Annotated in this window: 27 protein-coding genes; 10 read left to right on the top strand and 17 right to left on the bottom strand. The window is 65.7% G+C overall.

Features of this window, described 5'->3' with window-relative positions:
* From P4826_RS17920 to P4826_RS17895, 6 genes are all read right to left on the bottom strand, one after another.
* Nucleotides 1-1611 carry a site-specific DNA-methyltransferase gene (locus P4826_RS17920; RefSeq protein WP_317701705.1) on the bottom strand — a complete coding sequence of 537 codons (1611 nt, stop codon included), beginning with the start codon at nucleotides 1609-1611 and terminating at the stop codon, nucleotides 1-3.
* Between the two features lie 97 nt (nucleotides 1612-1708).
* A complete protein-coding gene (locus P4826_RS17915; RefSeq protein WP_317701704.1) occupies nucleotides 1709-2038 on the bottom strand; it encodes a CcdB family protein in 330 nt (109 codons plus the stop codon).
* Nucleotides 2039-2049: 11 nt separating this feature from the next.
* The gene (locus tag P4826_RS17910) at nucleotides 2050-2295 is read right to left on the bottom strand and encodes a type II toxin-antitoxin system CcdA family antitoxin (protein ID WP_317701703.1); all 246 of its coding nucleotides are present in this window, start codon (nucleotides 2293-2295) and stop codon (nucleotides 2050-2052) included.
* 170 nt (nucleotides 2296-2465) lie between these two features.
* Entirely contained in the window at nucleotides 2466-2729 is a 264-nt protein-coding gene (locus P4826_RS17905) for a BrnA antitoxin family protein (RefSeq protein WP_317701702.1), read from the bottom strand.
* Complete coding sequence (locus tag P4826_RS17900) at nucleotides 2713-3012, bottom strand: BrnT family toxin (protein WP_317701701.1); 300 nt, start codon at nucleotides 3010-3012, stop codon at nucleotides 2713-2715. The genes P4826_RS17905 and P4826_RS17900 overlap by 17 nt, the downstream gene beginning before the upstream one ends.
* A gap of 45 nt (nucleotides 3013-3057) precedes the next feature.
* Nucleotides 3058-5034, bottom strand: a complete 1977-nt coding sequence (locus P4826_RS17895; RefSeq protein WP_317701700.1) for a DNA topoisomerase IV subunit B — start codon at nucleotides 5032-5034, stop codon at nucleotides 3058-3060.
* Nucleotides 5035-5128: 94 nt separating this feature from the next.
* On the opposite strand from P4826_RS17895, the gene P4826_RS17890 reads away from it, so the two are divergent.
* The 5 genes from P4826_RS17890 to bamC all read left to right on the top strand — a co-directional run bounded on the left by P4826_RS17890 (nucleotide 5129) and on the right by bamC (nucleotide 9126).
* A complete protein-coding gene (locus P4826_RS17890) occupies nucleotides 5129-6346 on the top strand; it encodes an MFS transporter (protein ID WP_317701699.1) in 1218 nt (405 codons plus the stop codon).
* A 2-nt stretch (nucleotides 6347-6348) separates the two neighbouring features.
* Nucleotides 6349-6477, top strand: a complete 129-nt coding sequence (locus P4826_RS17885; RefSeq protein WP_317701698.1) for a hypothetical protein — start codon at nucleotides 6349-6351, stop codon at nucleotides 6475-6477.
* Nucleotides 6477-7028, top strand: coding sequence for a class I SAM-dependent methyltransferase (locus tag P4826_RS17880; protein ID WP_317701697.1), 552 nt, complete (start codon nucleotides 6477-6479; stop codon nucleotides 7026-7028). Before P4826_RS17885 ends, P4826_RS17880 begins: the two co-directional genes overlap by 1 nt.
* Nucleotides 7029-7062: 34 nt before the next feature.
* Complete coding sequence (gene dapA, locus P4826_RS17875) at nucleotides 7063-7974, top strand: 4-hydroxy-tetrahydrodipicolinate synthase (protein ID WP_317701696.1); 912 nt, start codon at nucleotides 7063-7065, stop codon at nucleotides 7972-7974.
* Nucleotides 7975-8037: 63 nt separating this feature from the next.
* Nucleotides 8038-9126, top strand: coding sequence for an NlpB/DapX family lipoprotein (gene bamC / locus P4826_RS17870; protein WP_317701695.1), 1089 nt, complete (start codon nucleotides 8038-8040; stop codon nucleotides 9124-9126).
* An 87-nt stretch (nucleotides 9127-9213) separates the two neighbouring features.
* Here the strand turns inward: bamC and P4826_RS17865 are convergent, their stop codons facing one another.
* The 3 genes from P4826_RS17865 to P4826_RS17855 all read right to left on the bottom strand — a co-directional run bounded on the left by P4826_RS17865 (nucleotide 9214) and on the right by P4826_RS17855 (nucleotide 11373).
* On the bottom strand, nucleotides 9214-9552 hold the full coding sequence (locus P4826_RS17865) for a hypothetical protein (RefSeq protein ID WP_317701694.1): 339 nt from the start codon (nucleotides 9550-9552) through the stop codon (nucleotides 9214-9216).
* Between the two features lie 197 nt (nucleotides 9553-9749).
* Nucleotides 9750-10268, bottom strand: coding sequence for a hypothetical protein (locus P4826_RS17860; RefSeq protein ID WP_317701693.1), 519 nt, complete (start codon nucleotides 10266-10268; stop codon nucleotides 9750-9752).
* On the bottom strand, nucleotides 10258-11373 hold the full coding sequence (locus P4826_RS17855) for a JmjC domain-containing protein (RefSeq protein WP_317701692.1): 1116 nt from the start codon (nucleotides 11371-11373) through the stop codon (nucleotides 10258-10260). The genes P4826_RS17860 and P4826_RS17855 overlap by 11 nt, the downstream gene beginning before the upstream one ends.
* 53 nt (nucleotides 11374-11426) lie before the next feature.
* Here P4826_RS17855 and P4826_RS17850 point away from each other — a divergent pair, with 53 nt between their 5' ends.
* Nucleotides 11427-11951 (top strand): FKBP-type peptidyl-prolyl cis-trans isomerase, encoded by a 525-nt coding sequence (locus tag P4826_RS17850; protein ID WP_317701691.1) that lies wholly within the window; start codon nucleotides 11427-11429, stop codon nucleotides 11949-11951.
* Nucleotides 11952-11967: 16 nt separating this feature from the next.
* Here the strand turns inward: P4826_RS17850 and dut are convergent, their stop codons facing one another.
* Genes dut through coaBC form a run of 3 tightly spaced genes read right to left on the bottom strand, consistent with a single transcriptional unit; the run spans nucleotide 11968 to nucleotide 14042 of the window.
* Complete coding sequence (gene dut, locus P4826_RS17845) at nucleotides 11968-12414, bottom strand: dUTP diphosphatase (protein ID WP_317701690.1); 447 nt, start codon at nucleotides 12412-12414, stop codon at nucleotides 11968-11970.
* An 18-nt stretch (nucleotides 12415-12432) separates the two neighbouring features.
* The gene (locus P4826_RS17840; protein WP_317701689.1) at nucleotides 12433-12813 is read right to left on the bottom strand and encodes a hypothetical protein; all 381 of its coding nucleotides are present in this window, start codon (nucleotides 12811-12813) and stop codon (nucleotides 12433-12435) included.
* Complete coding sequence (gene coaBC, locus P4826_RS17835; RefSeq protein ID WP_317701688.1) at nucleotides 12810-14042, bottom strand: bifunctional phosphopantothenoylcysteine decarboxylase/phosphopantothenate--cysteine ligase CoaBC; 1233 nt, start codon at nucleotides 14040-14042, stop codon at nucleotides 12810-12812. The genes P4826_RS17840 and coaBC overlap by 4 nt, the downstream gene beginning before the upstream one ends.
* Before the next feature lie 102 nt (nucleotides 14043-14144).
* On the opposite strand from coaBC, the gene pyrG reads away from it, so the two are divergent.
* From pyrG to P4826_RS17815, 4 genes are all read left to right on the top strand, one after another.
* Nucleotides 14145-15791, top strand: a complete 1647-nt coding sequence (pyrG, locus tag P4826_RS17830) for a CTP synthase (protein WP_317701687.1) — start codon at nucleotides 14145-14147, stop codon at nucleotides 15789-15791.
* Between the two features lie 15 nt (nucleotides 15792-15806).
* The gene (gene kdsA / locus P4826_RS17825) at nucleotides 15807-16664 is read left to right on the top strand and encodes a 3-deoxy-8-phosphooctulonate synthase (RefSeq protein ID WP_317701686.1); all 858 of its coding nucleotides are present in this window, start codon (nucleotides 15807-15809) and stop codon (nucleotides 16662-16664) included.
* Nucleotides 16665-16869: 205 nt separating this feature from the next.
* Entirely contained in the window at nucleotides 16870-18156 is a 1287-nt protein-coding gene (gene eno / locus P4826_RS17820) for a phosphopyruvate hydratase (protein WP_317701685.1), read from the top strand.
* 22 nt (nucleotides 18157-18178) lie between these two features.
* Nucleotides 18179-18466, top strand: coding sequence for a septum formation initiator family protein (locus tag P4826_RS17815; protein WP_317701684.1), 288 nt, complete (start codon nucleotides 18179-18181; stop codon nucleotides 18464-18466).
* Between the two features lie 68 nt (nucleotides 18467-18534).
* On the opposite strand, the gene P4826_RS17810 is transcribed toward P4826_RS17815, so the two are convergent.
* From P4826_RS17810 to hslO, 5 genes are all read right to left on the bottom strand, one after another.
* A complete protein-coding gene (locus P4826_RS17810; RefSeq protein WP_317701683.1) occupies nucleotides 18535-19311 on the bottom strand; it encodes an ABC transporter ATP-binding protein in 777 nt (258 codons plus the stop codon).
* 4 nt (nucleotides 19312-19315) lie between these two features.
* The gene (locus tag P4826_RS17805) at nucleotides 19316-20029 is read right to left on the bottom strand and encodes an ABC transporter permease (RefSeq protein WP_317701682.1); all 714 of its coding nucleotides are present in this window, start codon (nucleotides 20027-20029) and stop codon (nucleotides 19316-19318) included.
* Nucleotides 20026-20715, bottom strand: coding sequence for an ABC transporter permease (locus tag P4826_RS17800; RefSeq protein ID WP_317701681.1), 690 nt, complete (start codon nucleotides 20713-20715; stop codon nucleotides 20026-20028). Before P4826_RS17800 ends, P4826_RS17805 begins: the two co-directional genes overlap by 4 nt.
* Before the next feature lie 66 nt (nucleotides 20716-20781).
* The gene (locus P4826_RS17795) at nucleotides 20782-21543 is read right to left on the bottom strand and encodes a lysine/arginine/ornithine ABC transporter substrate-binding protein (protein WP_317701680.1); all 762 of its coding nucleotides are present in this window, start codon (nucleotides 21541-21543) and stop codon (nucleotides 20782-20784) included.
* 85 nt (nucleotides 21544-21628) lie between these two features.
* Nucleotides 21629-22615, bottom strand: coding sequence for an Hsp33 family molecular chaperone HslO (hslO, locus tag P4826_RS17790; RefSeq protein ID WP_317701679.1), 987 nt, complete (start codon nucleotides 22613-22615; stop codon nucleotides 21629-21631).
* Between the last annotated feature and the right edge of the window lie 5 nt (nucleotides 22616-22620).

Here is a 22620-nt window from a genome sequence, read left to right as displayed (position 1 = left end):
TCACACCTCCAGCGCGTAGGGCGTTTGCTTGAAGGTAATGCCTGCGCGCGCCGTGCGACTGCCCAGGCGGTTGGCGGCGGCGTAAATCACCTTGGGGCCATCAAAGGGCGGCAGCACGGCCAGCACCGGGGCGGTGAGCACATTGCCGCCGGCCACGGATTTGTCCTTGAGGATGCCGTTGTAGAGCAGGTAAATGGCGCGGCCCTCATGCACGCCCAGCAGGGGCGAATCGGCCTGACCGGTGTAACCGGTTTGGGTTTCAGCCAACCAGACGAATTTAGCCAGTTCGGCAAACGTGACATCGCTGCGGATTTGACCGTAGGCGTCGAACAAAGGCTCAGACGACAGGCGGCAGAACTGAAAACCGCCGCCCAGGCCAGCTGCGGCCTGGCCTTTGGCGTTGGTGTAGCCACCGGCCACACGCCGCACGCGCTCGGCGGTGACGTTTTGGGCGATGTTTTCATCCATTTCAACGAGGATGAAGTGGCGCTGGCCGCCGTCCTCGGCGTTTTGCTTGAGTACGGCGTGGGCGGTGGTGCCGCTGCCGGCAAAGCTGTCAAGAACGATGGAATCTTTATCGGTAGCGATTTGCAGGATGCGCTGAATCAACAGCGAAGGCTTGGGTGTGGCGAAATCCGATACCGAAGGCACGTCATGCAGCACTTCGCGCAGCTCTTTACGTGAACCATCGGTGTGACCGGCGAATTCGTGCGGCCACAGCGTTTGCGGCACTACACCATCATTGCGCAACGCATGCTTGTAGCGCTTGTAGGCCGGCACTTTTCCCTTGCCATCCTTGCCCCAGTAAATCAAATCCTCCGCTCTATGCCGTTGATGCTCATCCTGCGAATAAGACCAAACACGGGTGCGTTTAGGCCAAATTTCTTCACCGGTGTTGGGGTTGGTGACCGGGTAATACAGATTGGGGCGTTCTTCGGCAGTCTTGGCGCATGTGTAATCGCTACTACGAAATTGCCCCTTTTCATCCTCAAATTTGTACTGGCTGTCCTTTTCTTCACCACGCGGCAGCAGGTTGCGCTGCCAACTAGGTGAGCGCTGGTACACCAGCACGAAGTCATGCATAGGTGCAATGGTTTTGTGGTCGTTGGCAACGGCGTATTTTTTCTGCCAGATGACATTGGCAACAAAATTACCCGACCCAAAAATCTCATCCATCAACAAGCGCAACGTCCCCACTTCGTTGTCGTCAATCGACACAAAAATCGCCCCGTCCTCGCGCAGAAATTGTTTCAAAAGCACCAGGCGCGGATACATCATGCACAGCCAGCGGTCGTGGCGGTCCAACGTTTCGCCCTCCTTGCCCACCACCTCGCCCAGCCAGCGGCGAATCTCCGGGCTGTTGACGTTGTCGTTATAGACCCAGCCCTCGTTGCCGGTGTTGTAGGGCGGGTCGATGTAGATGCATTTGACCTGCCCCGCGTAGCGCGGCAGCAGGGCTTTCAGGGCGTGCAGGTTGTCGCCCTGCACGATCAGGTTGCCACTGCCAGCCGCGCCGCAGGACAGCGCAGCATCGGGCTCCAGCAGGCGAAACGGCACGTCCTTGTGGTGTTTGACGACGACGTCCTTGCCGATCCAGTTCAATGTGGGCATGGGTTTTTACTTCAAAATCAATAGCTGCTCGCGCTTGCTGGATAAGCGTTAGACGTCAAAAAAAAAAGGAATTCCACCTCGCCCGCAGCGCCCACCGTTAACCCCAGCTGCGCGTCAGCAGTTCGTCCAGCGCGTCGCTGATGGCCTGGCCCTGCTCTGCCAGGCTGCCCACCACCGGCCCGAGCTGTTCCAGGGCGACGGACACCATGTCCAGCGGGTGCAGCACCACGGTTTGCCCGGCGATTTCAAAAACGGGGTTCATGCGCGTGCCGGCCACGCGGCCGCCGGCGGGCAGGGCCGAGCGGAGCACCAGCGGCACGACGACGCGGCGACGGTAGCCGTCGAACAGGGCCGACTGCACCAGCACCACCAGGGGCACGGTACCCCGCTGCGGGCCGGGGTTGAGGTGGACGTCAAATTGCGGCATGGGAACGGGTTTTACAGGGTGGAATGCGCGTCCGCAAAAGAACCGCTTGCATCGTGCAGCGCGTTCCAGTCGGCCACCGCCGCTTGCGCCTGCTGCTGGTGCTGGCTGCGCGCCTGGCGCTGCGCCTCCACATAGGCCTGGAGCATTTCCTCGACCTTGGCCGACAGGTTGCCGCAGTACGCCCGCGACTCGCGCACCAGGGCCTCGTTGAGCGACAGATTGACGGGTTTTTTGGCGCTGGATTCCAGGGCGGTCATGGCTTGGCTCCTTTTATGCGCATTTTATGCGCATGCCGGTTGGCAAGCCGCCCTTGGAACATGTGCAAGCCCTTTTCATGGCGGCCAGCCGCACCGGCAAAAGGCGGCGCGTGTCGGGGTTGCCCGGTGGGCGCGCTGGACTTCACACCATAGGGCCCGGCGCTCATGAATCACCGATGCAGCTTTTCCTGCAGCCACACCTTGATCAGCGACTGATACGGCACGTCCCGTGCGTTGGCCGCCGCCTTGATGGAATCGAGCAAATGCTGCGGCAGGCGCAGCGAGATGGTCTTGGTGGTGGGCTTGAGGTTGGGCAGCACCACGCTGTGCGCCTGCGACCAATCAAGATAGTCGGTCGAGTCCTGGCTTTCCCAGAAGGCGCGTTCTTCCGCCTCGCTGGCAAAGTGCGGGATTGTTTTAGTGGGCTTGTTCATAAAACGCTCGCTCCTTGCGGTGCATGTCACGGGCCGAAATCACGCGGATCAGGCTGCCTGAGCCACGCAGGGTAAAGGTCAGGTGCAGCAGCCGACCGTCATCGCTGCGGCCCAGGGCGTGGTAGCGCGGCTCTTGCTGGCTGTGCTTGGCATCGCCCAGGATCAGCAGCGGCGCGTTGAAGAAAACCTGTTCCGCCTGCGCCATGGAAACACCGTGTCTGTCGTTCTTGCGCTCATTGCCGGCGTCCCAGTCAAAACCGGTGATTTCTGCCAGTTTCAGCATATTTTGTATGTTATAGCCATATACAGTAAAGACAAGGCCGGATGCTTAAACATCCACCTCCACCGCATCCCCATGCAGCTCCATCAGCTCGCGGCGGGATGCCGCTTCACCCTTGCCCATGAGGCGGGTGATCAGCCCCTCGGTGGCGGCAAAGTCCATGGCGCCCAATTGCACAGGCAAGAGGCGCCGGGTGTCGGGGTTGAGCGTGGTGTCCCACAGCTGCTCGGCGTTCATCTCGCCCAGGCCCTTGAAGCGGCTGATCTGGCATTTCTCGCGCGCCACGCCGTCCTTGGCGGCCTTGTCGAGGATGGCCTCGAGTTCGCCCTCGTCCAGCGCGTACAGCTTGGCGGCGGGTTTTTTGCCGCGCGCGGGCACGTCCACGCGGTAGAGCGGCGGGCGCGCCACGTAGATGTGGCCGGCCTCTATCAACTTGGGGAAGTGGCGGAAGAACAGCGTGAGCAGCAGCACCTGGATGTGCGCGCCGTCCACGTCGGCGTCTGACAGGATGCAGACCTTGCCGTAGCGCAGGCCGCTCAAATCGGGTTGGTCATGGGGCCCGTGCGGGTCGACGCCGATGGCGACCGCAATGTCGTGCACCTCGTTGTTCTTGAACAGCAGGTCGCGCTCGACCTCCCAGGTGTTGAGCACCTTGCCGCGCAGCGGCAGGATGGCCTGCGTTTCCTTGTCGCGGCCCATTTTGGCGCTGCCGCCGGCGCTGTCGCCCTCGACCAGAAAGACTTCGTTATAGGCCAGGTCGCGGCTTTCGCAGTCGGTCAGCTTGCCGGGCAGCACGGCCACGCCGCTGCCTTTTTTCTTCTCGACCTTTTGCCCGGCTCTTTGCCGGGTTTGTGCCGCCTTGATGGCGAGTTCGGCCAGCTTTTTGCCCCAGTCCACATGCTGGTTGAGCCACAGTTCGAGCGCTGGGCGCACAAAGCTGCTCACCAGCCGCACGGCGTCGCGCGAATTGAGCCGCTCCTTGATCTGGCCCTGGAATTGCGGGTCCAGCACCTTGGCGCTCAGCACGTAGCTGGCGCGGGCGAACACGTCCTCGGGCATCAGTTTCACGCCCTTGGGCAAGAGCGAATGCAGCTCGATAAAGCCCTTGACGGCCTGGAACAGGCCATCGCGCAAGCCGCTGTCGTGCGTGCCGCCGGCGCTGGTGGGGATGAGGTTGACGTAGCTCTCACGCACCGGCGCGCCGTCTTCGGTAAAGGCCACGGCCCAGGCAGCGCCCTCGCCCTCGGCAAAGCTCTCGTCGCTGCCGCTGGCAAAGCCCTCGCCCTCGAACAGCGGGATCACCGGGTCGGCGGCAAGCGTCTGCGTCAGGTAGTCGACCAGGCCGCCCTTGTACTGCCAGGTCTGGGTGTCGCGGGTTTTCTCGTTGATGAGCTGCACCGTCACGCCGGGCATGAGCACGGCCTTGCTGCGCAGCAAATGCGTCAGCTCGCCCATGGGCAGCTGGGCGGATTCAAAGTATTTGGCATCGGGCCAGGCGCGCACCGTCGTGCCCTGCTTGCGCTCGCCTGTCTCCAGCGGCCTAGCCACCAGGGGCTCGACCACATCGCCCGCGGCAAAGGCCAGACGCGCGATCTGGCCCTCGCGGTGCGTGGCCACTTCCAGGCGCGTGGACAGGGCATTGGTCACCGACACGCCCACGCCGTGCAGCCCGCCCGAGAAGCTGTAGGCGCCGCCCACGCCCTTGTCGAACTTGCCGCCCGCGTGCAGGCGGGTGAACACCAGCTCGACCACCGGCGCGCCCTCTTCCGGGTGCAGGCCGAAGGGAATGCCGCGGCCGTCGTCCTCGACGCTGACCGAGCCGTCGGCGTGCAGCGTGACCTTGATCTTCTTGCCGTAGCCCGCCAGCGCCTCATCGGCGGCGTTGTCCAGCACCTCCTGGATGATGTGCAGGGGATTGTCGGTGCGGGTGTACATGCCCGGGCGCTGCTTGACGGGCTCCAGGCCCTTCAGGACGCGGATCGAGCCTTCGGAATATGCGGGTGAAGTAATCGGTTTGACTGCCATGGGCGCGGATTGTAGTGCTGGATATAAAGCCAGGTTTTCATGCTTTAAATGGCCGCGTCAGGCAGTCAACCCGGGTTTTCGCTACATTCGTGCGATGCACGACGCGACGCGAAAACTCTCCATAGCCCAGGTGCTGATCTGCGGCGCCACCATCGTCACCCTGTCCATGGGCATACGCCACGGCTTTGGCATGTGGCTGGCGCCCATCACGCAGGACATGGGCTGGACGCGCCAGACCTTCGCCCTGGCCATGGCCATTCAAAACCTGTCCTGGGGCATTTTTGGCATCTTCGGCGGCATGATGGCGGATCGCTTCGGCGCGTTTCGCGTGCTGATCCTGGGCGCCCTGCTCTACGCCCTGGGCCTGGCGGGCATGGCGCTGTCGCCCACGCCGCTGCTGTTTTCGCTGACCACCGGCGTGCTGATCGGCGCGGCCCAGGCCGGCACCACCTATGCCGTGATCTACGGCGTGCTGGGGCGGCAGATCTCGGCCGAGCGGAGATCCTGGGCCATGGGCGTGGCGGCGGCCGCGGGCTCGTTCGGGCAGTTTTTGATGATGCCGCTCGAAGGCCAGCTGATCGCACAACTGGGCTGGCAGACGGCGCTGCTGGTGCTCGCCGCCATGGTGCTCTTGATCGTGCCACTGGCCTTTGGTCTGCGCGAGCCTGGCTTTCACGGCAGCGCGCCCATCCAGCGCACCCAGTCCGCCGGCCATGCCTTTGCCGAGGCGCTGCGCTACAAGAGCTTTCTGCTGCTCACCGCGGGCTACTTCGTCTGCGGCTTCCAGGTGGTGTTCATCGGCGTGCACATGCCCAGCTACCTCAAGGACCATGGCCTGTCGCCCCAGGTGGCCAGCACTGCGCTGGCGCTGATCGGGTTGTTCAACGTCTTTGGCACCTACGCCGCCGGCACGCTGGGCCAGCGCATGGCCAAACGCCATATCCTGGCCTTCATCTACTTTGCGCGCGCCGTGGTCATCACCATCTTTCTGCTGGTGCCGCTGTCGCCCATGTCGGTGTATGTGTTCTCGGCCGTGATGGGCACGCTGTGGCTGTCCACCGTGCCGCCCACGAATGCCGCCGTGGCGCAGATCTTTGGCGTGCAGCACCTGTCCATGCTCAGCGGCTTCGTCTTCTTCAGCCATCAGATCGGCAGCTTCTTTGGCGTGTGGCTGGGCGGCTATCTGTACGACACCAGCGGCAGCTATGACATCGTCTGGTACCTGGCGATTGCCCTGGGCGTGGCCGCCGGCCTGATCAACCTGCCGGTGCGCGAAGGCGCGATTGCCCGGCCCACACCACAGGCGGCCTGAGCATGCGGGCCACCCACAAGAAATGGCTTGCCGCCGCAGCTGCGGTGCTGGTGCTGCTGGCGGTGTTTGCGCTGTACCTGCGGCCCGACTTCATGCTGAGCCTGGCCGACCAGATCTGGGCCTGCTTCTGATGCACGGCCTGACTGCCCCATCCGACTGGGTTCGGCGCTGGTCGCATCTGGTACCCATGGGCGGCGGCGTGCTGGACGTGGCCTGCGGCCAGGGCCGGCACATGCGCTGGTTTCTTGAACGAAATCACCCCGTAACGGGCATAGATAAAGCGCAAGAAGCTATTGAATCACTAGCACAACTGGGCGAGGCGATCTGCGCCGACATCGAGGCCGGGCCCTGGCCTCTGCCCGGGCGCCGCTTTGACTGCGTGGTGGTCACCAACTACCTGTGGCGCCCGCTGCTGCCCACCATCTTGGACAGCGTGGCGCCGGGCGGCGTGCTGCTGTACGAGACCTTTGCCCAGGGCAACGAGAGCGTGGGCCGGCCCGCGCGGGCGGATTTTTTGCTGCGCCCGGGTGAATTGCTGCAGGCCTTCGGGGCACTGCGCGTGGTGGCCTACGAGGACGGCTTTCTCGACGCGCCGGCACGCTTCGTGCAGCGCATCGCGGCCGTGCGCGAGCCGCTGGCGCCCAGCGGGCCTTTGCGCCTGCCGCTGGTGGGCACGCCGTAGTTAGAATGCTCTTTTACCGTTTTTGACCGCGGACATGACCTCTTCCAGCGCCACCCTCACCGGCAGCATCGTCGCCCTCGTCACCCCCATGCACGACGACGGCAGTGTGGACTACCCCACGCTGCGCAAACTCATAGACTGGCATATCCAGGAAGGCACCGATTGCATAGGCGTGGTCGGCACCACGGGTGAATCGCCCACGGTGAACGTGGAGGAGCATTGCGAAATCATCCGCGTGTCGGTGGAGCAATCCGCCGGCCGCGTGCCCGTCATGGCCGGCTGCGGCGCCAACTCCACGTTTGAAGCCATCGAGCTGGCCCGCTACGCCAAGAAGGTCGGCGCCAACAGCCAGCTGCAGGTCGTGCCCTATTACAACAAGCCCACGCAAGAGGGCCAGTACCAGCACTTCAAAGCGATTGCCGAGGCCACGGGCGACCTGCCCATGGTGCTGTACAACGTGCCCGGCCGCAGCGTGGCCGACATGCACCACGAGACCGTGCTGCGCCTGACCCAGGTGCCGGGCATCGTCGGCATCAAGGAGGCCACGGGCAACATCGAGCGCGCGCAGTGGCTGATCCGCGACGTGCCCAAGGGCTTTGCCGTGTATTCGGGCGACGACCCCACGGCCGTGGCCCTGATGCTCTGCGGCGGCCAGGGCAACATCAGCGTGACGGCCAACGTGGCGCCGCGCCTGATGCACGAGCTGTGCGTGGCGGCCATCGCCGGCGACCGCCGCCGCGCGATGGACATCCAGTTCCAGTTGCTGCCGGTGCACAAAAATCTGTTCGTCGAAGCCAACCCCATCCCCGTGAAATGGGCCATGCAGCGCATGGGCCTGTGCGGCGGCGCCATGCGCCTGCCCATGACGCCGCTGGCGCAGGGCAACGAGGCCGTGGTCGAAACCGCCCTGCGCGCCGCCGGCCTGCTGGCCGCGGACAGGGGCTGAAGCCATCTCCCCCGGCGCACTCCTGCGCCCGGGTCAGTCCTGGACTGTAGAAGGATTAACTGCGTGAACGCTACCACCCGCCTGGGCCTGCTGGGCCTTGCCATGACCCTGTCGGCCTGCTCCGTGCTGGAGAACGACAAGATCGACTACAAAAGCGCCACCAAGGGCGCAACGCTGGAGGTCCCGCCCGACCTGAACCAGCTGTCGCGCGAGACGCGCTACACCGTGCCCGGCGCCACCGTCTCGGCCGCTGCCTTCGAGGCCGGCCAGGCGCGGCAGCCGCGCGGCACTGCCAGCGCCGCACCACAATCCATCGGCGACGTGCGCATAGAACGTGACGGCAACCAGCGCTGGCTGGTGGTCAACCGCCCCGCCGATCAACTGTGGGAGCCGGTGCGCGACTTCTGGCTGGAAAGCGGCTTCGTCCTCACCGTCGAGCAGCCCAAGCTCGGCCTGCTGGAAACCGACTGGGCCGAAAACCGCGCCAAGCTGCCGCAGGACATCATCCGCTCGACCATTGGCAAGGTGTTCGATTCGCTGTATTCCACCGGCGAACGCGACAAGTTCCGCACCCGCCTGGAGCGCACGGCCGGCGGCGCCACCGAGATCTTCATCACCCACCGCGGCATGGAAGAGGTCTACACCAGCAGCCAGAAGGACAACACGATCTGGCAGCCGCGCCCGGCCAACGCCGAGCTGGAGACCGAGTTCCTGCGCCGCCTGATGGTCAAACTGGGCGTGAGCGAGGAGCAGTCCAAGGCCGTCGCGGCTGCGCCGGTACCCGTCACGCCGAGCGCGCGCATGGCCACGCTGAACAATGTGCCCGTGGTGCAGCTCGACGAAGGCTTTGACCGCGCCTGGCGCCGCGTCGGCGTGTCGCTGGACCGCACGGGCTTCACCGTGGAAGACCGCGACCGCAGCCAGGGCGTGTACTTCGTGCGCTATGTGGCGCCCGGGGAAAAGAAGGAACAGGGCTTCTTCAGCAAGCTGTTCTCCAGCTCGCCCGACGCCGTGGCACCGCTCAAGTACCGCATCGTGGTGCGCAGCGAGGGCAACCAGAGCACGGTCTCCGTGCTCAACGCCACGGGGGCACCCGAGACATCGGCCAACGCGCAGCGCATCGTGCGCGTGCTGGCGGACGATCTGAAGTAAGCCGCGCAAAGCGGCCAACAAAAAACCCCGGTCGATTGGCCGGGGTTTTTTGTTACTGCCAGGCTCGCAAGCCTGGAGCGGGAGTGCTTACTTGGACGCGCCAGCGGCTGCATTGGCAGCAGCGTCGGCAGCCTTCTTGGCGGCGTCAGCGGCAGCGTCGGCGGCTTCCTTGGTGGCGTCCACAGCGGCGGCGGCAGCATCCTTGGTGGCGTCCACGGCAGCAGCAGCGGCATCCTTGGTGGCGTCAGCAGCATCCTTGGTGGCGTCCACAGCGGCGGCAGCGGCATCCTTGGCGGCGTCAGCAGCTTCGGCGGCGGGGGCTGCCACGGGTGCCGGAGCAGGTGCAGGTGCGGGCTCTTCCTTCTTGCCGCAAGCGGCGAGGGCAGCAGCAGCAATCAGGGCAGCCAGAACGACGGAGTTCTTCATTTCAGTTTCCTATGGGAACAAGTGATAGTCATGGAAAGCCGCGACACCCGCCTCTTGCAGCGGTATACCCGGCGACGATGCATTGCTTGATTTAAAGCAAACACCAAGCTTAATACCAGCCGCCGATTATAGAAAGTTTTCGTCAATAGTGGATAACGCGAAGAAACCACTACCTTTATTACAACAGTGTGCGCAGCTCACAGGCCCAAGGTGGAGGCAGGAAAGCCGGGAGCACTTTTACGCTCCAGCCATTCGTTGATGGCCTCGCGCAGCAGGATGCGCCGCTCGGGCTCAACTCCGGTCACACCGTTGCAACGCAAGGGATCATGGCGCTGCAAGACCCACTGGGGCGACCAGATGGCGCTGGGCAGATCCTGCGCATCCACCGCGCCAGCGCGGCGGCACACGATGATGTGATCCCAGCGTACGCGCCACTGCACGAAGCGCGCGTGGCGCCGCTGCACCTCGGCATAGTCGGCCGCCAGCATGGTCAGGCGCCGCCCGCCGCTGGCCCATTGCTGCAGCGACTCGACCACGGCGCGCTCGCCCAGGGGCCAGTCGTGGAAGTTGGCATCGCTCACAATCAGTTCGCGCCAGCCCTCCTGGGCGGCGCAGGCCAGGGCGTCGCGCACCAGCTTTTGAAACGCCTCGCGCCCTTCAAAGCGGCCGCTGGGCAATGCCGGCGTCGCCTGCTCCTGGTTGGGATCAGCGTGCATGGGCCCAGCCGGCTTCGCACCATGCGGACAGCAGCTCCAGCGCTTCGTCGCTGGCGCGCACCAGATCGCGTGGCTCAAGGCGGCGTTCGTCGGCCAGGCGGCGCATCAGCGTGGCGTCGCGCCCGGAGGCGCGGTAGCTCTCGCCATTGATGAAGACATGCTTGTCGTCATACATCATGCGCGTGCGCCTATCCAGCGTCAGGCATTCGAGCATCCCGCCAGCCTCGGCGGGCTCGAACCAGACATTCGGCTTGGGCTCGGTCAGCGCCTCGCCCAGCGCACATTCGAGCGCCTGCGGCTGCGCCAGCGCGCGCTGCACGGCCTGGCGGGCAAAGTCCTGCAGCTCGGCCGGAATGGCACCGGGCCCGGCCACGGCCGGCTGCTGCGCGTCGCGGTAGATGGCACCCTCCTCATCGGCAGCGCCCTCGGCCATGCGCTGCAGCACTTCGTGCGCCAGCTGGGCGCCGTTGGGCGAGCGAAAGCCGATCGAGTAGGTCATGCATTCGCCCACGGCGATGCCGTCATGCGCCCAGCCCGGGGGCAGGTAGAGCATGTCGCCGGGCTCCAGCACATGCTCCTCCTCGGGCTCGAAGGCCGCCAGGATCTTGAGCGGCAGGCCGGAGCGCAGCGTCTTGTCCTTTTGCCGGCCGATGCGCCAGCGCCGCTGGCCATGGGCCTGCAGCAGGAAGACGTCGTAGTTGTCGAAATGCGGGCCGACGCCACCGCCGTCGGTGGCGTAGCTGATCATCAGGTCATCCAGGCGCGCCTCGGGCACAAAACGGAACTGCTGCATCAGCGCATGCACGCCCTCGTGGTGCAGATCCACGCCCTGCACCAGCGCCGTCCAGCGCGGCGTGGCCAGGGGCGGCAGCGAGCGGCGCGCCAGCGGCCCGTGGCGCAGCACCCACTGCCCGCCCTTGTCCTGGATGAAGCGCGACTCCACGCCCTCGCGTCCGGCCAGCTCGAGCAGCTCTGCGCGGGCGAGCAGCGGCTTGAAGCCGGCAATCGCCTGGCGCACCAGCAAAGGTTTCTTGTGCCAATGGCGGCGCATGAACTGGGCCGGGCTCAGGCCTCCGAGCAGGGCCAAAGGTTGTTGTACATCCATGGGATAGACGCGGCCGCGCGGGCCTTGAGGCTGTGAACTGCGACAATTGTCCTATGGAAATAACCGAACAATGTGTGGTCGCCCTGACCTGGGTCTTGAAGGACACGCTGGGTGAGGAGCTGGACGTGCTCGACGATCCGGTGGAGTTTCTGGTGGGTGGCGACGACCTGCTGGCGCGCATAGAAGAGGCCCTGCAGGGCCATGGCGTGGGCGCCGCGCTGGCGCTGCACCTGGAGCCCGAGGACGCCTTTGGCGACTACCAGGACAAGCTGCTGTTCCTGGAGCCGCGCCATCTGTTCCCCGACGACATCGAGGAGGGCATGACCTTCGAGGGCACGGCCCTGCCCGAAGGCATCAACCCCGAGGCGCCGCGCGACGCGCTGTACACCGTGGCCCAGATCTATCCCGAGCATGTGGTGCTGGACGGCAACCACCCTCTGGCCGGCATTGCACTGCGCCTGGCGCTCAAGGTGCACGGCGTGCGCGAGGCCGCCGAGGAAGAAATCGGCCGTGGCACGGCCGGGACCGGGTTCTTTCGCATACAACCGCAGGCGCCGGGCAACGACCTGCTGCATTGAGCAGCCACCGGCAGGCTCAATGATTGCCGGTGGAGCCGTAGCCGCCCTCGCCGCGCTCGCTGGCGGGAAACTCGGTCACCACATTGAACTGCGCCTGCAGCACCGGCACGATGACCAGCTGCGCCAGCCGCTCCATGGGCTCCAGCGTGAAGGCCTGGTCGCTGCGGTTCCAGGCGCTGACCATAAGCTGGCCCTGGTAGTCGCTGTCGATCAGCCCCACCAGATTGCCCAGCACGATGCCATGCTTGTGGCCCAGGCCCGAGCGCGGCAGGATCAGCGCCGCGTAGCCCGGGTCCTTCAGGTAGATGGCGATGCCCGTGGGCACGAGCTGCCAGGCATTGGGCGCCAGCTCCAGGGGCGCGTCCAGGCAGGCGCGCAGATCCAGCCCGGCGCTGCCCGGCGTGGCGTAGGTGGGCAACTGTTCCGCCATGCGCGGGTCGAGAATTTTGACGTCTATCTTCATGGGTACAAGGGTAGTAACTCAACGGGCCCCGCCGCCTCGGCCGTGCCTGGATTTCCATACGCCATGGCCCACGCCCGCCACTATCACGCCGGCCATGACAAAGGGCAACAGCGCGGGCGCAAACCACATCAGCAGCACCAGCAGCGCGCCGAGCAACAGCGGCCATTTGGCCGGCAGAGTGCGCGTGACGGCCTGCTTCGCGGGGCGGCGCGGAGCGGTCGTGGCGGCAGCGGGCGCCGCCGCCTTGGCAACCGCCACAGGCCGCTGCCCGGCGGCCGCCCCGGCCTGCAATACGCCACGCCGCAGGTCCTGGCTCTGCAACAGGCGCTCGATATAGCGAGCGTAGTCGCCACCGGGCGGCTCGCCGTAGTCGCCAAGCCAGGGCTGTGGTGCGCTCATGAACGGGGCGCGCCGGCCTCACCCAGGCGCCGTGCGATCTCGGCCACCAGCTGGCGCCCGAGCTCGGACTTGGGCGCGCGCGGCAGCTCGCGGTGGCCCTGTGCGTCCACCAGCAGCAGCGCGTTGTCGTCCTGGCCGAAGGTGGCCGGGCCAATGTTGCCCACCAGCAGCGGCACGCCCTTGCGCACGCGCTTGGCGCTGGCGTGCGCCAGCAGGTTCTCGCTCTCGGCGGCAAAGCCCACGCAGTACAGCTGGCCGGCGCGTGCACGAGCGGATTGCGCCACCTGGGCCAGGATGTCCGGGTTCTCCACGAAGGCGAGCGTCGGGGTGTCGCCCGAGCCATCCTTCTTGATCTTGTGCTCGGCGGCATGGGCCGGGCGCCAGTCGGCCACGGCCGCGGTAGCTATGAAAATAGTAGCTTCCGGCGCTTGTGTATCAACCGCTTGAAGCATGTTTTGTGCTGAACGCACATCGATGCGGCGCACGCCGCGCGGCGTGGGCAGGTGCACCGGGCCGGCCACCAGCGTGACCTCGGCCCCCGCCGCGCGCGCCGCGCGGGCAATGGCAAAGCCCATCTTGCCCGACGACAGGTTGGTGATGCCGCGCACCGGGTCTATGGCCTCGAACGTCGGCCCGGCGGTGATCAGCACGCGCTGGCCCACGAGCAGCTTGGGGGCAAAGAACGCTTGCAGCTCCTCCAGGATTTCCTCGGCCTCCAGCATGCGGCCGTCGCCGACCTCGCCACAGGCCTGCTCGCCACAGCCCACGCCCAGCACCGTGGCGCCGTCTGCCGCCACCTGCGCCAGATTGCGCCGCGTCGCCGGGTGGGCCCACATCTCGCGGTTCATGGCCGGGGCGATGAGCAGCGGCACGCGCTCCATCGGCCGGGCCAGGCACATCAGGGAGAGCAGCTCGTCGGCGCGCCCCTGCACCAGGCGCGCGATGAAGTCCGCGCTGCACGGCGCAATGAGGATGGCATCGGCCTCGCGGCTGAGGTTGATGTGCGGCATGTTGTTGGCCTCGCGCGCATCCCACTGCGAGCGGTAGACGCTGCGCCCCGACAGCGCCTGCATGGTCACGGGCGTGATGAACTGCTCGGCCGCCTCGGTCATCACCACCTGCACCGTGGCGCCGGCCTTGGTCAGCAGCCGCGTCAGCTCGGCACTCTTGTAGCAGGCCACGCCACCGCTCAGGCCCAGGACGATATGTTTGCCGGAAAGCTCATTCATGGGCGCCAATTTAGCAGACGGCACCCAGGGGCAAGGCGGTGCGTGCGCCGCCGCCCTGGCCGGACTTCCTATAATCGCAATTTCCCACATCCACTCAAAAAGATGACCAAATTCGTCTTCGTCACCGGCGGTGTGGTGTCTTCCCTGGGCAAGGGAATCGCCTCAGCCTCCCTTGCCGCGATCCTCGAATCGCGCGGTCTCAAAGTCACCCTCATCAAGCTCGACCCGTACATCAACGTGGATCCGGGCACCATGTCGCCCTTCCAGCATGGTGAGGTCTTCGTGACCGACGACGGCGCCGAGACCGACCTGGACCTGGGCCATTACGAGCGTTTCATCGAAACGCGCATGAAGCAGGCCAACAACTTCACCACCGGCCGCATCTACCAGAGCGTGCTCGAGAAAGAACGCCGCGGCGACTATCTGGGCAAGACGGTGCAGGTCATCCCGCATGTCACGGGCGAGATCCAGGAGTTCATCAAGCGCGGCGCCGGCATCGGCACGGCGGACGCCGTGGACGTGGCCATCTGCGAGGTCGGCGGCACGGTGGGCGACATCGAGTCCCTGCCCTTCCTGGAGGCCGTGCGCCAGCTGTCCCTGAAGCTGGGGCCGAACAACTCGGCCTTCGTGCACCTGACCTACCTGCCCTGGATTGCCACGGCCGGTGAATTGAAGACCAAGCCCACCCAGCACACGGTGCAGAAGCTGCGCGAGATCGGCATCCAGCCCGACGCCCTGCTGTGCCGCGCCCACCATGCTGTGCCCGACGAGGAGCGCGAGAAGATCTCGCTGTTCACCAACGTGCAGGAATGGGGCGTGATCAGCATGTGGGACGTGGACACCATCTACAAGGTGCCGCGCATGCTGCACGAGCAGGGGCTGGACGGCCTGATCTGCGACAAGCTGCGCCTGAACACGCCGCCGGCCAACCTGAAGCGCTGGGACGATCTGGTGCGCGAGTACGAACACCCGCAGGGCGAGGTGCAGATCGCCATGGTGGGCAAGTATGTGGAACTGTCGGACGCCTACAAGTCGGTGAACGAGGCGCTCAAGCACGCCGGCATGCAAAGCCATATGCGCGTGAAGATCACGCATGTCGATTCCGAGACCATCACCGACGCCAACGCCGCCGAGCAGCTGGGCCAGTACCACGCCATCCTGGTGCCGGGCGGCTTTGGCTCGCGCGGGGTCGAGGGCAAGATCAGCACCGCCAGGTACGCGCGCGAGCACAAGGTGCCCTACCTGGGCATCTGCCTGGGGATGCAGGTGGCCACCATCGAGTACGCGCGCCATGTGGCGGGCCTGGCCGGCGCCAACTCCACCGAGTTCGACGCGCACTGCCAGCACCCGGTGATCGCCCTGATCACCGAGTGGAAGGACGAGGACGGCAGCATCAAGACGCGCGACGAGAACTCCGACCTGGGCGGCACCATGCGCCTGGGCGCGCAAAGCTCGGACGTGCAGGCCGGCACGCTGGCGCACAGCATCTACGGCAGCGTGGTCACCGAGCGCCACCGCCACCGCTACGAGGCCAACGTGCAGTACCTGGATCAGCTGCGCAAGGCCGGCCTGGTGATCTCGGCGCTGACGCAGCGCGAGCACCTGACCGAGATCGTGGAACTGCCGCAAAGCATGCACCCCTGGTACATCGGCGTGCAGTTCCACCCCGAATTCAAATCCACGCCCTGGAACGGCCACCCGCTGTTCAACGCCTTCGTGAAGGCGGCCATTGCGCACCAAAAGGCATGAAAGGGAGCAGTACCCATGCAACTCTGCGGCTTTGACGTTGGCCTGGATCAACGCTTCTTCCTCATCGCGGGCACCTGCTCCATCGAGAGCCTGCAGCTGTCGCTCGACGTCGCAGGCCAGCTCAAGGAGGCCTGCACCGCCCTGGGCGTGCCGCTGATCTACAAGGGCTCGTTCGACAAGGCGAACCGCTCGTCGGGCAGCAGCCAGCGCGGCGTGGGAATCGACGCCGGCCTGAAGATCCTGGCCGAGGTGCGGCGCCAGCTGCAGCTGCCCATCCTGACCGACGTGCACGAGGCCGCGCAGGTGGCCGAGGTGGCCAGCGTGGTCGACGTGCTGCAGACGCCGGCCTTTCTGTGCCGCCAGACCGATTTCATCCGCGCGGTGGCGCAGTCCGGCAAGCCGGTGAACATCAAGAAGGGCCAGTTCCTGGCACCCTGGGACATGAAGAACGTCATCGACAAGGCACGCGACGCAGCGCGCGAGGTGGGCCTCTCGGAAGACCGCTTCCTGGCCTGCGAGCGCGGCGTGAGCTTTGGCTACAACAACCTGGTGGCCGACATGACCAGTCTGGCCGAGATGCGCAACTCCGGCGCGCCGGTGGTGTTCGACGTGACGCACTCGGTGCAAAAGCCCGGCGGCCTGGGGGCCGTGAGCGGCGGCGCCCGCGCCATGGTGCCGGTGCTGGCGCGCGCAGCCGTGGGCGTGGGCGTGGCGGGGCTGTTCATGGAAACCCACCCCAGGCCCGCCGAGGCCTGGTCCGACGGCCCCAATGCCGTGCCGCTCAGGCATATGCGTGCGCTGCTGGAGACCCTGGTGGCGCTGGATCAGGTCACCAAGAAGAACGGCTTTCTCGAAGACCACTTTGACGCCTGAAAGCCTGACAGGACGCGCCCAGGGCGAAACCATTGCGCCCGCAATGCACGCAATGGCGCGCGCCGCATCACCGATACTCGCGGCTGCGGCCCAGGCCAGAATACTATGCTATTGATAGCTTCTTGCGCTTGATACATAAGCGCTACAGCCATATTTGACCGCAAATCACCCGATACCGATTTCAAGCAACCCAGAAGGAAACTCCATGAGTGCCATTGTTGACATCGTAGGCCGCGAAGTGCTGGACAGCCGCGGCAACCCCACCGTCGAGTGCGACGTGCTGCTCGAGTCGGGCGTGATGGGCCGCGCCGCCGTGCCCTCGGGCGCATCGACCGGCTCGCGCGAGGCCATCGAGCTGCGCGACGGTGACAAGAGCCGCTATCTGGGCAAGGGCGTGCTCAAGGCCGTCGAGCACATCAACACCGAGATCTCCGAGGCCGTGCTGGGCCTGGACGCTTCGGAACAGGCCTTCCTGGACAAGACCCTGATCGACCTGGACGGCACCTACAACAAGAGCCGCCTGGGTGCCAACGCCATGCTGGCCGTGTCCATGGCCGTGGCCCGCGCCGCCGCCGAGGAGGCCGGCCTGCCGCTGTACCGCTACTTCGGCGGCATGAACGGCTGCCAGCTGCCGGTGCCGATGATGAACGTCATCAACGGCGGCGCGCACGCCAACAACAGCCTGGATCTGCAAGAGTTCATGATCATCCCGGTGGGCGCCCCGACCTTCCGCGAGGCGCTGCGCTGGGGCGCCGAGGTGTTCCATGCGCTGAAGAAAATCATCCATGACAAGGGCATGAGCACGGCCGTGGGCGACGAGGGCGGCTTTGCCCCCAGCGTGGAAAACCACGAGGCCGCCATCCAGCTGATCCTGCAGGCCATCGAGGCCGCCGGCTACACCGCCGGCGAGCAGATCGTGCTGGCCCTGGACTGCGCCGCCAGCGAGTTCTATCGTGAAGGCAAGTACGTGCTCGAAGGCGAAGGCGGCATTGAGCTGACGGCCCAGCAGTGGACCGACATGCTGGCCAGCTGGTGCGACAAGTACCCCATCATCAGCATCGAAGACGGCATGGCCGAGGGTGACTGGGACGGCTGGAAGATTCTGTCCGAGCGCCTGGGCAAGAACGTGCAGCTGGTGGGCGACGACCTGTTCGTGACCAATACCAAGATCCTCAAGGAAGGCATCGACAAGGGCATCGGCAACTCCATCCTCATCAAGATCAACCAGATCGGCACGCTGACCGAAACCTTTGCCGCCATCGAGATGGCCAAGCGCGCCGGCTACACGGCCGTCATCAGCCACCGCTCGGGCGAGACCGAGGATTCGACGATTGCCGACATCGCCGTGGGCCTGAACGCCGGCCAGATCAAGACCGGCAGCTTGAGCCGCTCGGACCGCATCGCCAAGTACAACCAGCTGCTGCGCATCGAGGAAGACCTGGGCGACGTGGCCGAGTACCCGGGCCGCAGCGCCTTCTACAACCTGCGTTAAACGCGCCTTTGCACCCCACCCCATGGTCGCTCGCATCGTCCCGCTGTTCCTGCTACTACTGCTCGTGGGCATACACGCGCAGCTGTGGACGGGGCGCGGCAGCGTCGGCCATGTGCAGGAGCTGCGCCAACAGATCGCCGAGCAGCAGGCCGCCAACGCCCAGGCGCGCGCGGTCAACGAACATCTTGCCGCCGAGGTTGGCGACCTGAAAAGCGGCCTGGAGATGGTCGAGGAAAAGGCGCGCAACGAGCTGGGCATGGTCAAGCCCGGCGAGATCTACGTGCAGGTGGTGCGCGCGCCGCAGCGCTGAAAAATTGAACCAAAATAGCTGCCAGCGCTTTATGGGCAAGCGCTGGCAGCTATTTTTTTATGAGCAATCTACTTCAGATTGCCTGACAGAAAGCGCGCCAGCCGTTCGCTCCTGGGGTTGGCCATGACCATGCGCGGGTCGCCCTGCTCCTCGATCAGGCCCTGGTGCAGAAAGATCACCTGGTTGGACACCTCGCGTGCAAAGCCCATTTCGTGCGTGACGACGAGCATGGTGCGCCCCTCCTGGGCCAGCAGCTGCATCACCCGCAGCACCTCGCCGACCAGCTCGGGGTCGAGCGCGCTGGTGGGCTCGTCGAACAGCATCACCTCGGGCTCCACCGCCAGCGCACGGGCAATCGCCACGCGCTGCTGCTGGCCGCCGCTCATGTGGTTCGGGTAGGCGTCCTCGCGCCCCTCCAGGCCCACCAGGCGCAGGTATTTGCGCGCGCGCTCCACGGCCTCGTCGCGCGGCAGGCCCAGCACATGCACCGGCGCCTCGATGATGTTGGCCAGCACCGTCATATGCGCCCACAGGTTGAAGTGCTGGAACACCATGGACAGGCGCGTGCGCAGGCGCTGCAGCTGCCGGGCGTCTTGTGCCTCCAGGTCGCCGTCACGCCCGGGACGCAGGGCCAGCTCCTCGCCCGCCACCAGGATGCGGCCCTGCTGCGGGCGCTCCAGCAGGTTGATGCAGCGCAGCAGCGTGCTCTTGCCCGAGCCCGAGCTGCCGATGATGCTGATCACGTCGCCCGCGTGGGCCGTGAGCGACACGCCCTTGAGCACCTCGTTGGCGCCATAGCGCTTGTGGATGTCCAGGGCCTGGAGTTTGATCGGTGAGGTGCTCATGGATTCAATTCTTGCGCGGCACCAGGTAGCCCAGGAAGCGCCGCTCCACCAGTTTGGAGACGCTCAGCAGGCACAGGGTGATGCACAGGTAGATGGCCGCGGCAAACAGATAGGCCTCGAACGGCAGATAAAAGTCGGCGTAGACGCGGCTGGCCGCGCCCGTCAGATCCAGCAGCGCCGGCACGGTGCTGGCCAGGCTGGAGCTGTGCAGCATCATCACCACCTCGTTGCCGTAGGCAGGCAGCATGCGGCGTATGGCGCTGGGCAGCACGATGCGGCGCATCAGCTTCCAGGGGCCCATGCCCATGGCACGCGCGGCCTCGACCTCGCCCTTGTTCGTCTCGCGGATGCTGCCCGCCAGGGTCTCGGCCGTGTAGGCCGCGGTGTTCAGGCTGAACGACAGCAGGGTGCAGAAGAACGGCTCCTTGAAGTTGGTCCAGGGCCAGACGGCATCCCAGCGTGCCTGCACCCATTCCAGCTGGGCCACGCCGTAGTAGATCAGGTACACCTGGATCAGCAGCGGCGTGCCGCGCATGAAATAGGTGAAGGCCTGGGCCGGCCAGCGCAGCAGCGTATTGCTGCTGACCAGGGCCAGCGCGCACAGCAGCGCCAGCAGCGCGCCAATGCCGAGGCTGTAGAGCGTGAGCTGCAGGGTGACGAGCAGGCCCTCGCCGTACAGAGCGAGCGTATCGGGCTCGAAGATGACGGCCCAGTTCATAACAGCTGCACCTTGTCCGTGCCCAGGCTGTAGCGGCGGCTGACGGCGCGCAGCGCCCACAGCGACAGCGAGGTGAACACCAGATACAGGGCGGCGGCAAACAGGAAGAAGGCAAACGGCTCGCGCACGGCGGCGCTGGACTGCTTGGCCAGGTAGGTCATGTCGTGCAGGCCTATCAGGCTGACCAGGGCCGTGGCCTTGATCAGCACCAGCCAGTTGTTGGTGAAGCTGGGCAGCGCGTAGCGCACCATCTGCGGCAGCGTGATGCGCACAAAGGTCTGCAGCCGGCCCATGCCAAAGGCCCAGGCGGCCTCCATCTGGCCGCGTGGAATGGCCAGGATGGCGCCGCGAAAGGTCTCGGTCATGTAGGCGCCGTAGATGAAGCCAATGGTCAGCACGCCGGCGACGAAGGGGTCGAGATCCACGCCCTCCTGGTTGCCCCACAGCTCCAGCAGGTGGTTCAGGCCGATGGCGCCGCCGTAAAAAATCAGCAGCATCATCAACAGCTCCGGCACGCCGCGCACCACGGTGGTGTAGAGCTGGGCCAGCCACACCAGCGGCCGGCTGCCCGAGAGCTTGGCCGCCGCGCCCAGCAGCCCCAGCAGCGTGGCCACGGCGAGCGAGGCCAGCGACACGCCCACGGTGAGCAGCGAGCCTTGCAGGATGGCCAGGTAGTAATCACTCATGGATAAAAAACGGGGCGTTGCGCGCCGAGGGCCGCAAGGCACCCGACGCCAACGCCCCATCGGGCTTTACTTGCCGTAGGGATCGAAGTCGAAGTACTTCTTGGCGATCTTCTCGTAGGTGCCGTTGGCGCGAATGGTGTCGATGGCGTCGTTGAGCTGCTGCTTCAAATCGCCCTGGCCCTTGCGCAGCGCAATGCCAATGCCCTCGCCGTAGTACTTCACGTCGTACTGGTCGGCGCCGACATAGCCAAAGTCCTTGCCCTCGGGTTTGCGCAGGAAGCCACCGTTGACCTCGACCTTGTCGGCCACCGTGCCGTCGATGCGGCCGGCCTGGATGTCCAGGTAGACCTGGTTCTGCGACTGGTAGGGCACGACGGTGACGCCGGCGGGCTTCAACTCGCCCAGGGCCCATTTCTCCTGCGTGCTGGCCTTGAGCACGCCGATCTTCATGCCCTTGAGCGAGGCCGGGCCTTCGTACTTGACGCTCTTCTTGACCACGATGGCACTGGGGGTCTTGTAGTAGCGCTTGGTGAAGTCCACCACGCGGGCGCGCTCGGGCGTGATCGACATGGAGCTGACGATGACGTCGAACTTCTTGGCCTGCAGGCCAGGGATGATGGAGTCCCACTCGGACTCGACGAACACGCACTTGCGCTTGATCTGCTCGCACAGGGCGTTGGCGATGTCCACGTCGAAGCCGACGATCTCGCCCGTGGGCGTCTTGGACTCGAAGGGTTCGTAGGCCGGGTTCAGGCCGACACGCAGGTCGGCGGCAACGGCCGCGCCCGCCAGGCCAGCGAGCGCCAGGGCAATGATGCTTTTGCGCATGGTAGTGGTTCCTTGGAAAGGGAAGGCAAAGCGCGTATTGTCGCCGCTGCGCGCGGCCACGCCGGCGGGACACCCCGCCCCGCCCTTATTGCACGGACGACGAGACCGGCGGCTGCTGGCCCGGCGCGGTGAACAGCTGCACCGCGTCCACGGCGTCGAAGTGGTATTGCTGCCCACAGTATTCGCAGCCCACGTCGATGGTGCGGCGCTCGTGCAGAATGCTCTGCACCTCGCCCTCGCCCAGGCTGCGCAGCATGTTGCCCACGCGCGCGCGGCTGCACGAGCAGGCAAAGCGCGGCCCGTCCGCCCCCTGCTGGGGCACGAAGCGCAGCAGCTTTTCCTCCCAGAACAAACGGTGCAAGATGGTGTCCACGTCCAGGGTGAGCAATTCCTCGCGCGTCAGGCTGGCGGCCAGCGTGGCGATGCGGTTGTAGTCCTCGTTCTGGCCGATCTGGTCTTCGTCGGCCTGGCCGGCGGCGCCCGCCAGGTTGCCCTCGCCCTTGAGCGGCATGCGCTGGATCAGCAGGCCGGCGGCCACCTGGTCGTTGGCGGCCAGCACCAGCGTGGTGTCCAGCTGCTCGGACTGCAACATGTAGTGCTGCAACACATCGCTGAGCCTGGTGAGCTTTTCCTTGTGGTCGCCATGCAGCGGCACCACGCCCTGGTAGGGCTGCTGGCCGGGCAGGCGATCCTTGGGGTCGAGCGTGATGGCGCAGCGCCCGCCGCCGCCCACATTCACCATGTCCGGCAGGCGCGCATCGGCCGGCAGCTCGCCGGTCACCGAGGCCGTCGCGCGCAGGCTCAGGTCGGACTGCACCTCGGCCACGGCCAGCTTCACCGGCCCGTCGCCAAAGATCTGCAGCACCAGCGCGCCGTTGAACTTGATGTTGGATTGCATCAGCACGGCGGCGGCGGCCATTTCGCCCAGAAGCTCGCTCACGGGCACCGGGTACGGCCCGGTCTCGGTATTACCGGCGCGGCGCGCGAGCAGCTCCGTCCAGGCATCGGTCAGGCGCACGACCATGCCGCGCACGGGCAGGCCATCAAACAAAAACTTGTGCAGTTCAGACATCCAGT

It is taken from the genome of Diaphorobacter limosus, assembly GCF_033100095.1.
Taxonomy (GTDB): domain Bacteria; phylum Pseudomonadota; class Gammaproteobacteria; order Burkholderiales; family Burkholderiaceae_C; genus Alicycliphilus; species Alicycliphilus limosus.
This window is presented reverse-complemented; position numbering and strand designations above follow the sequence as displayed.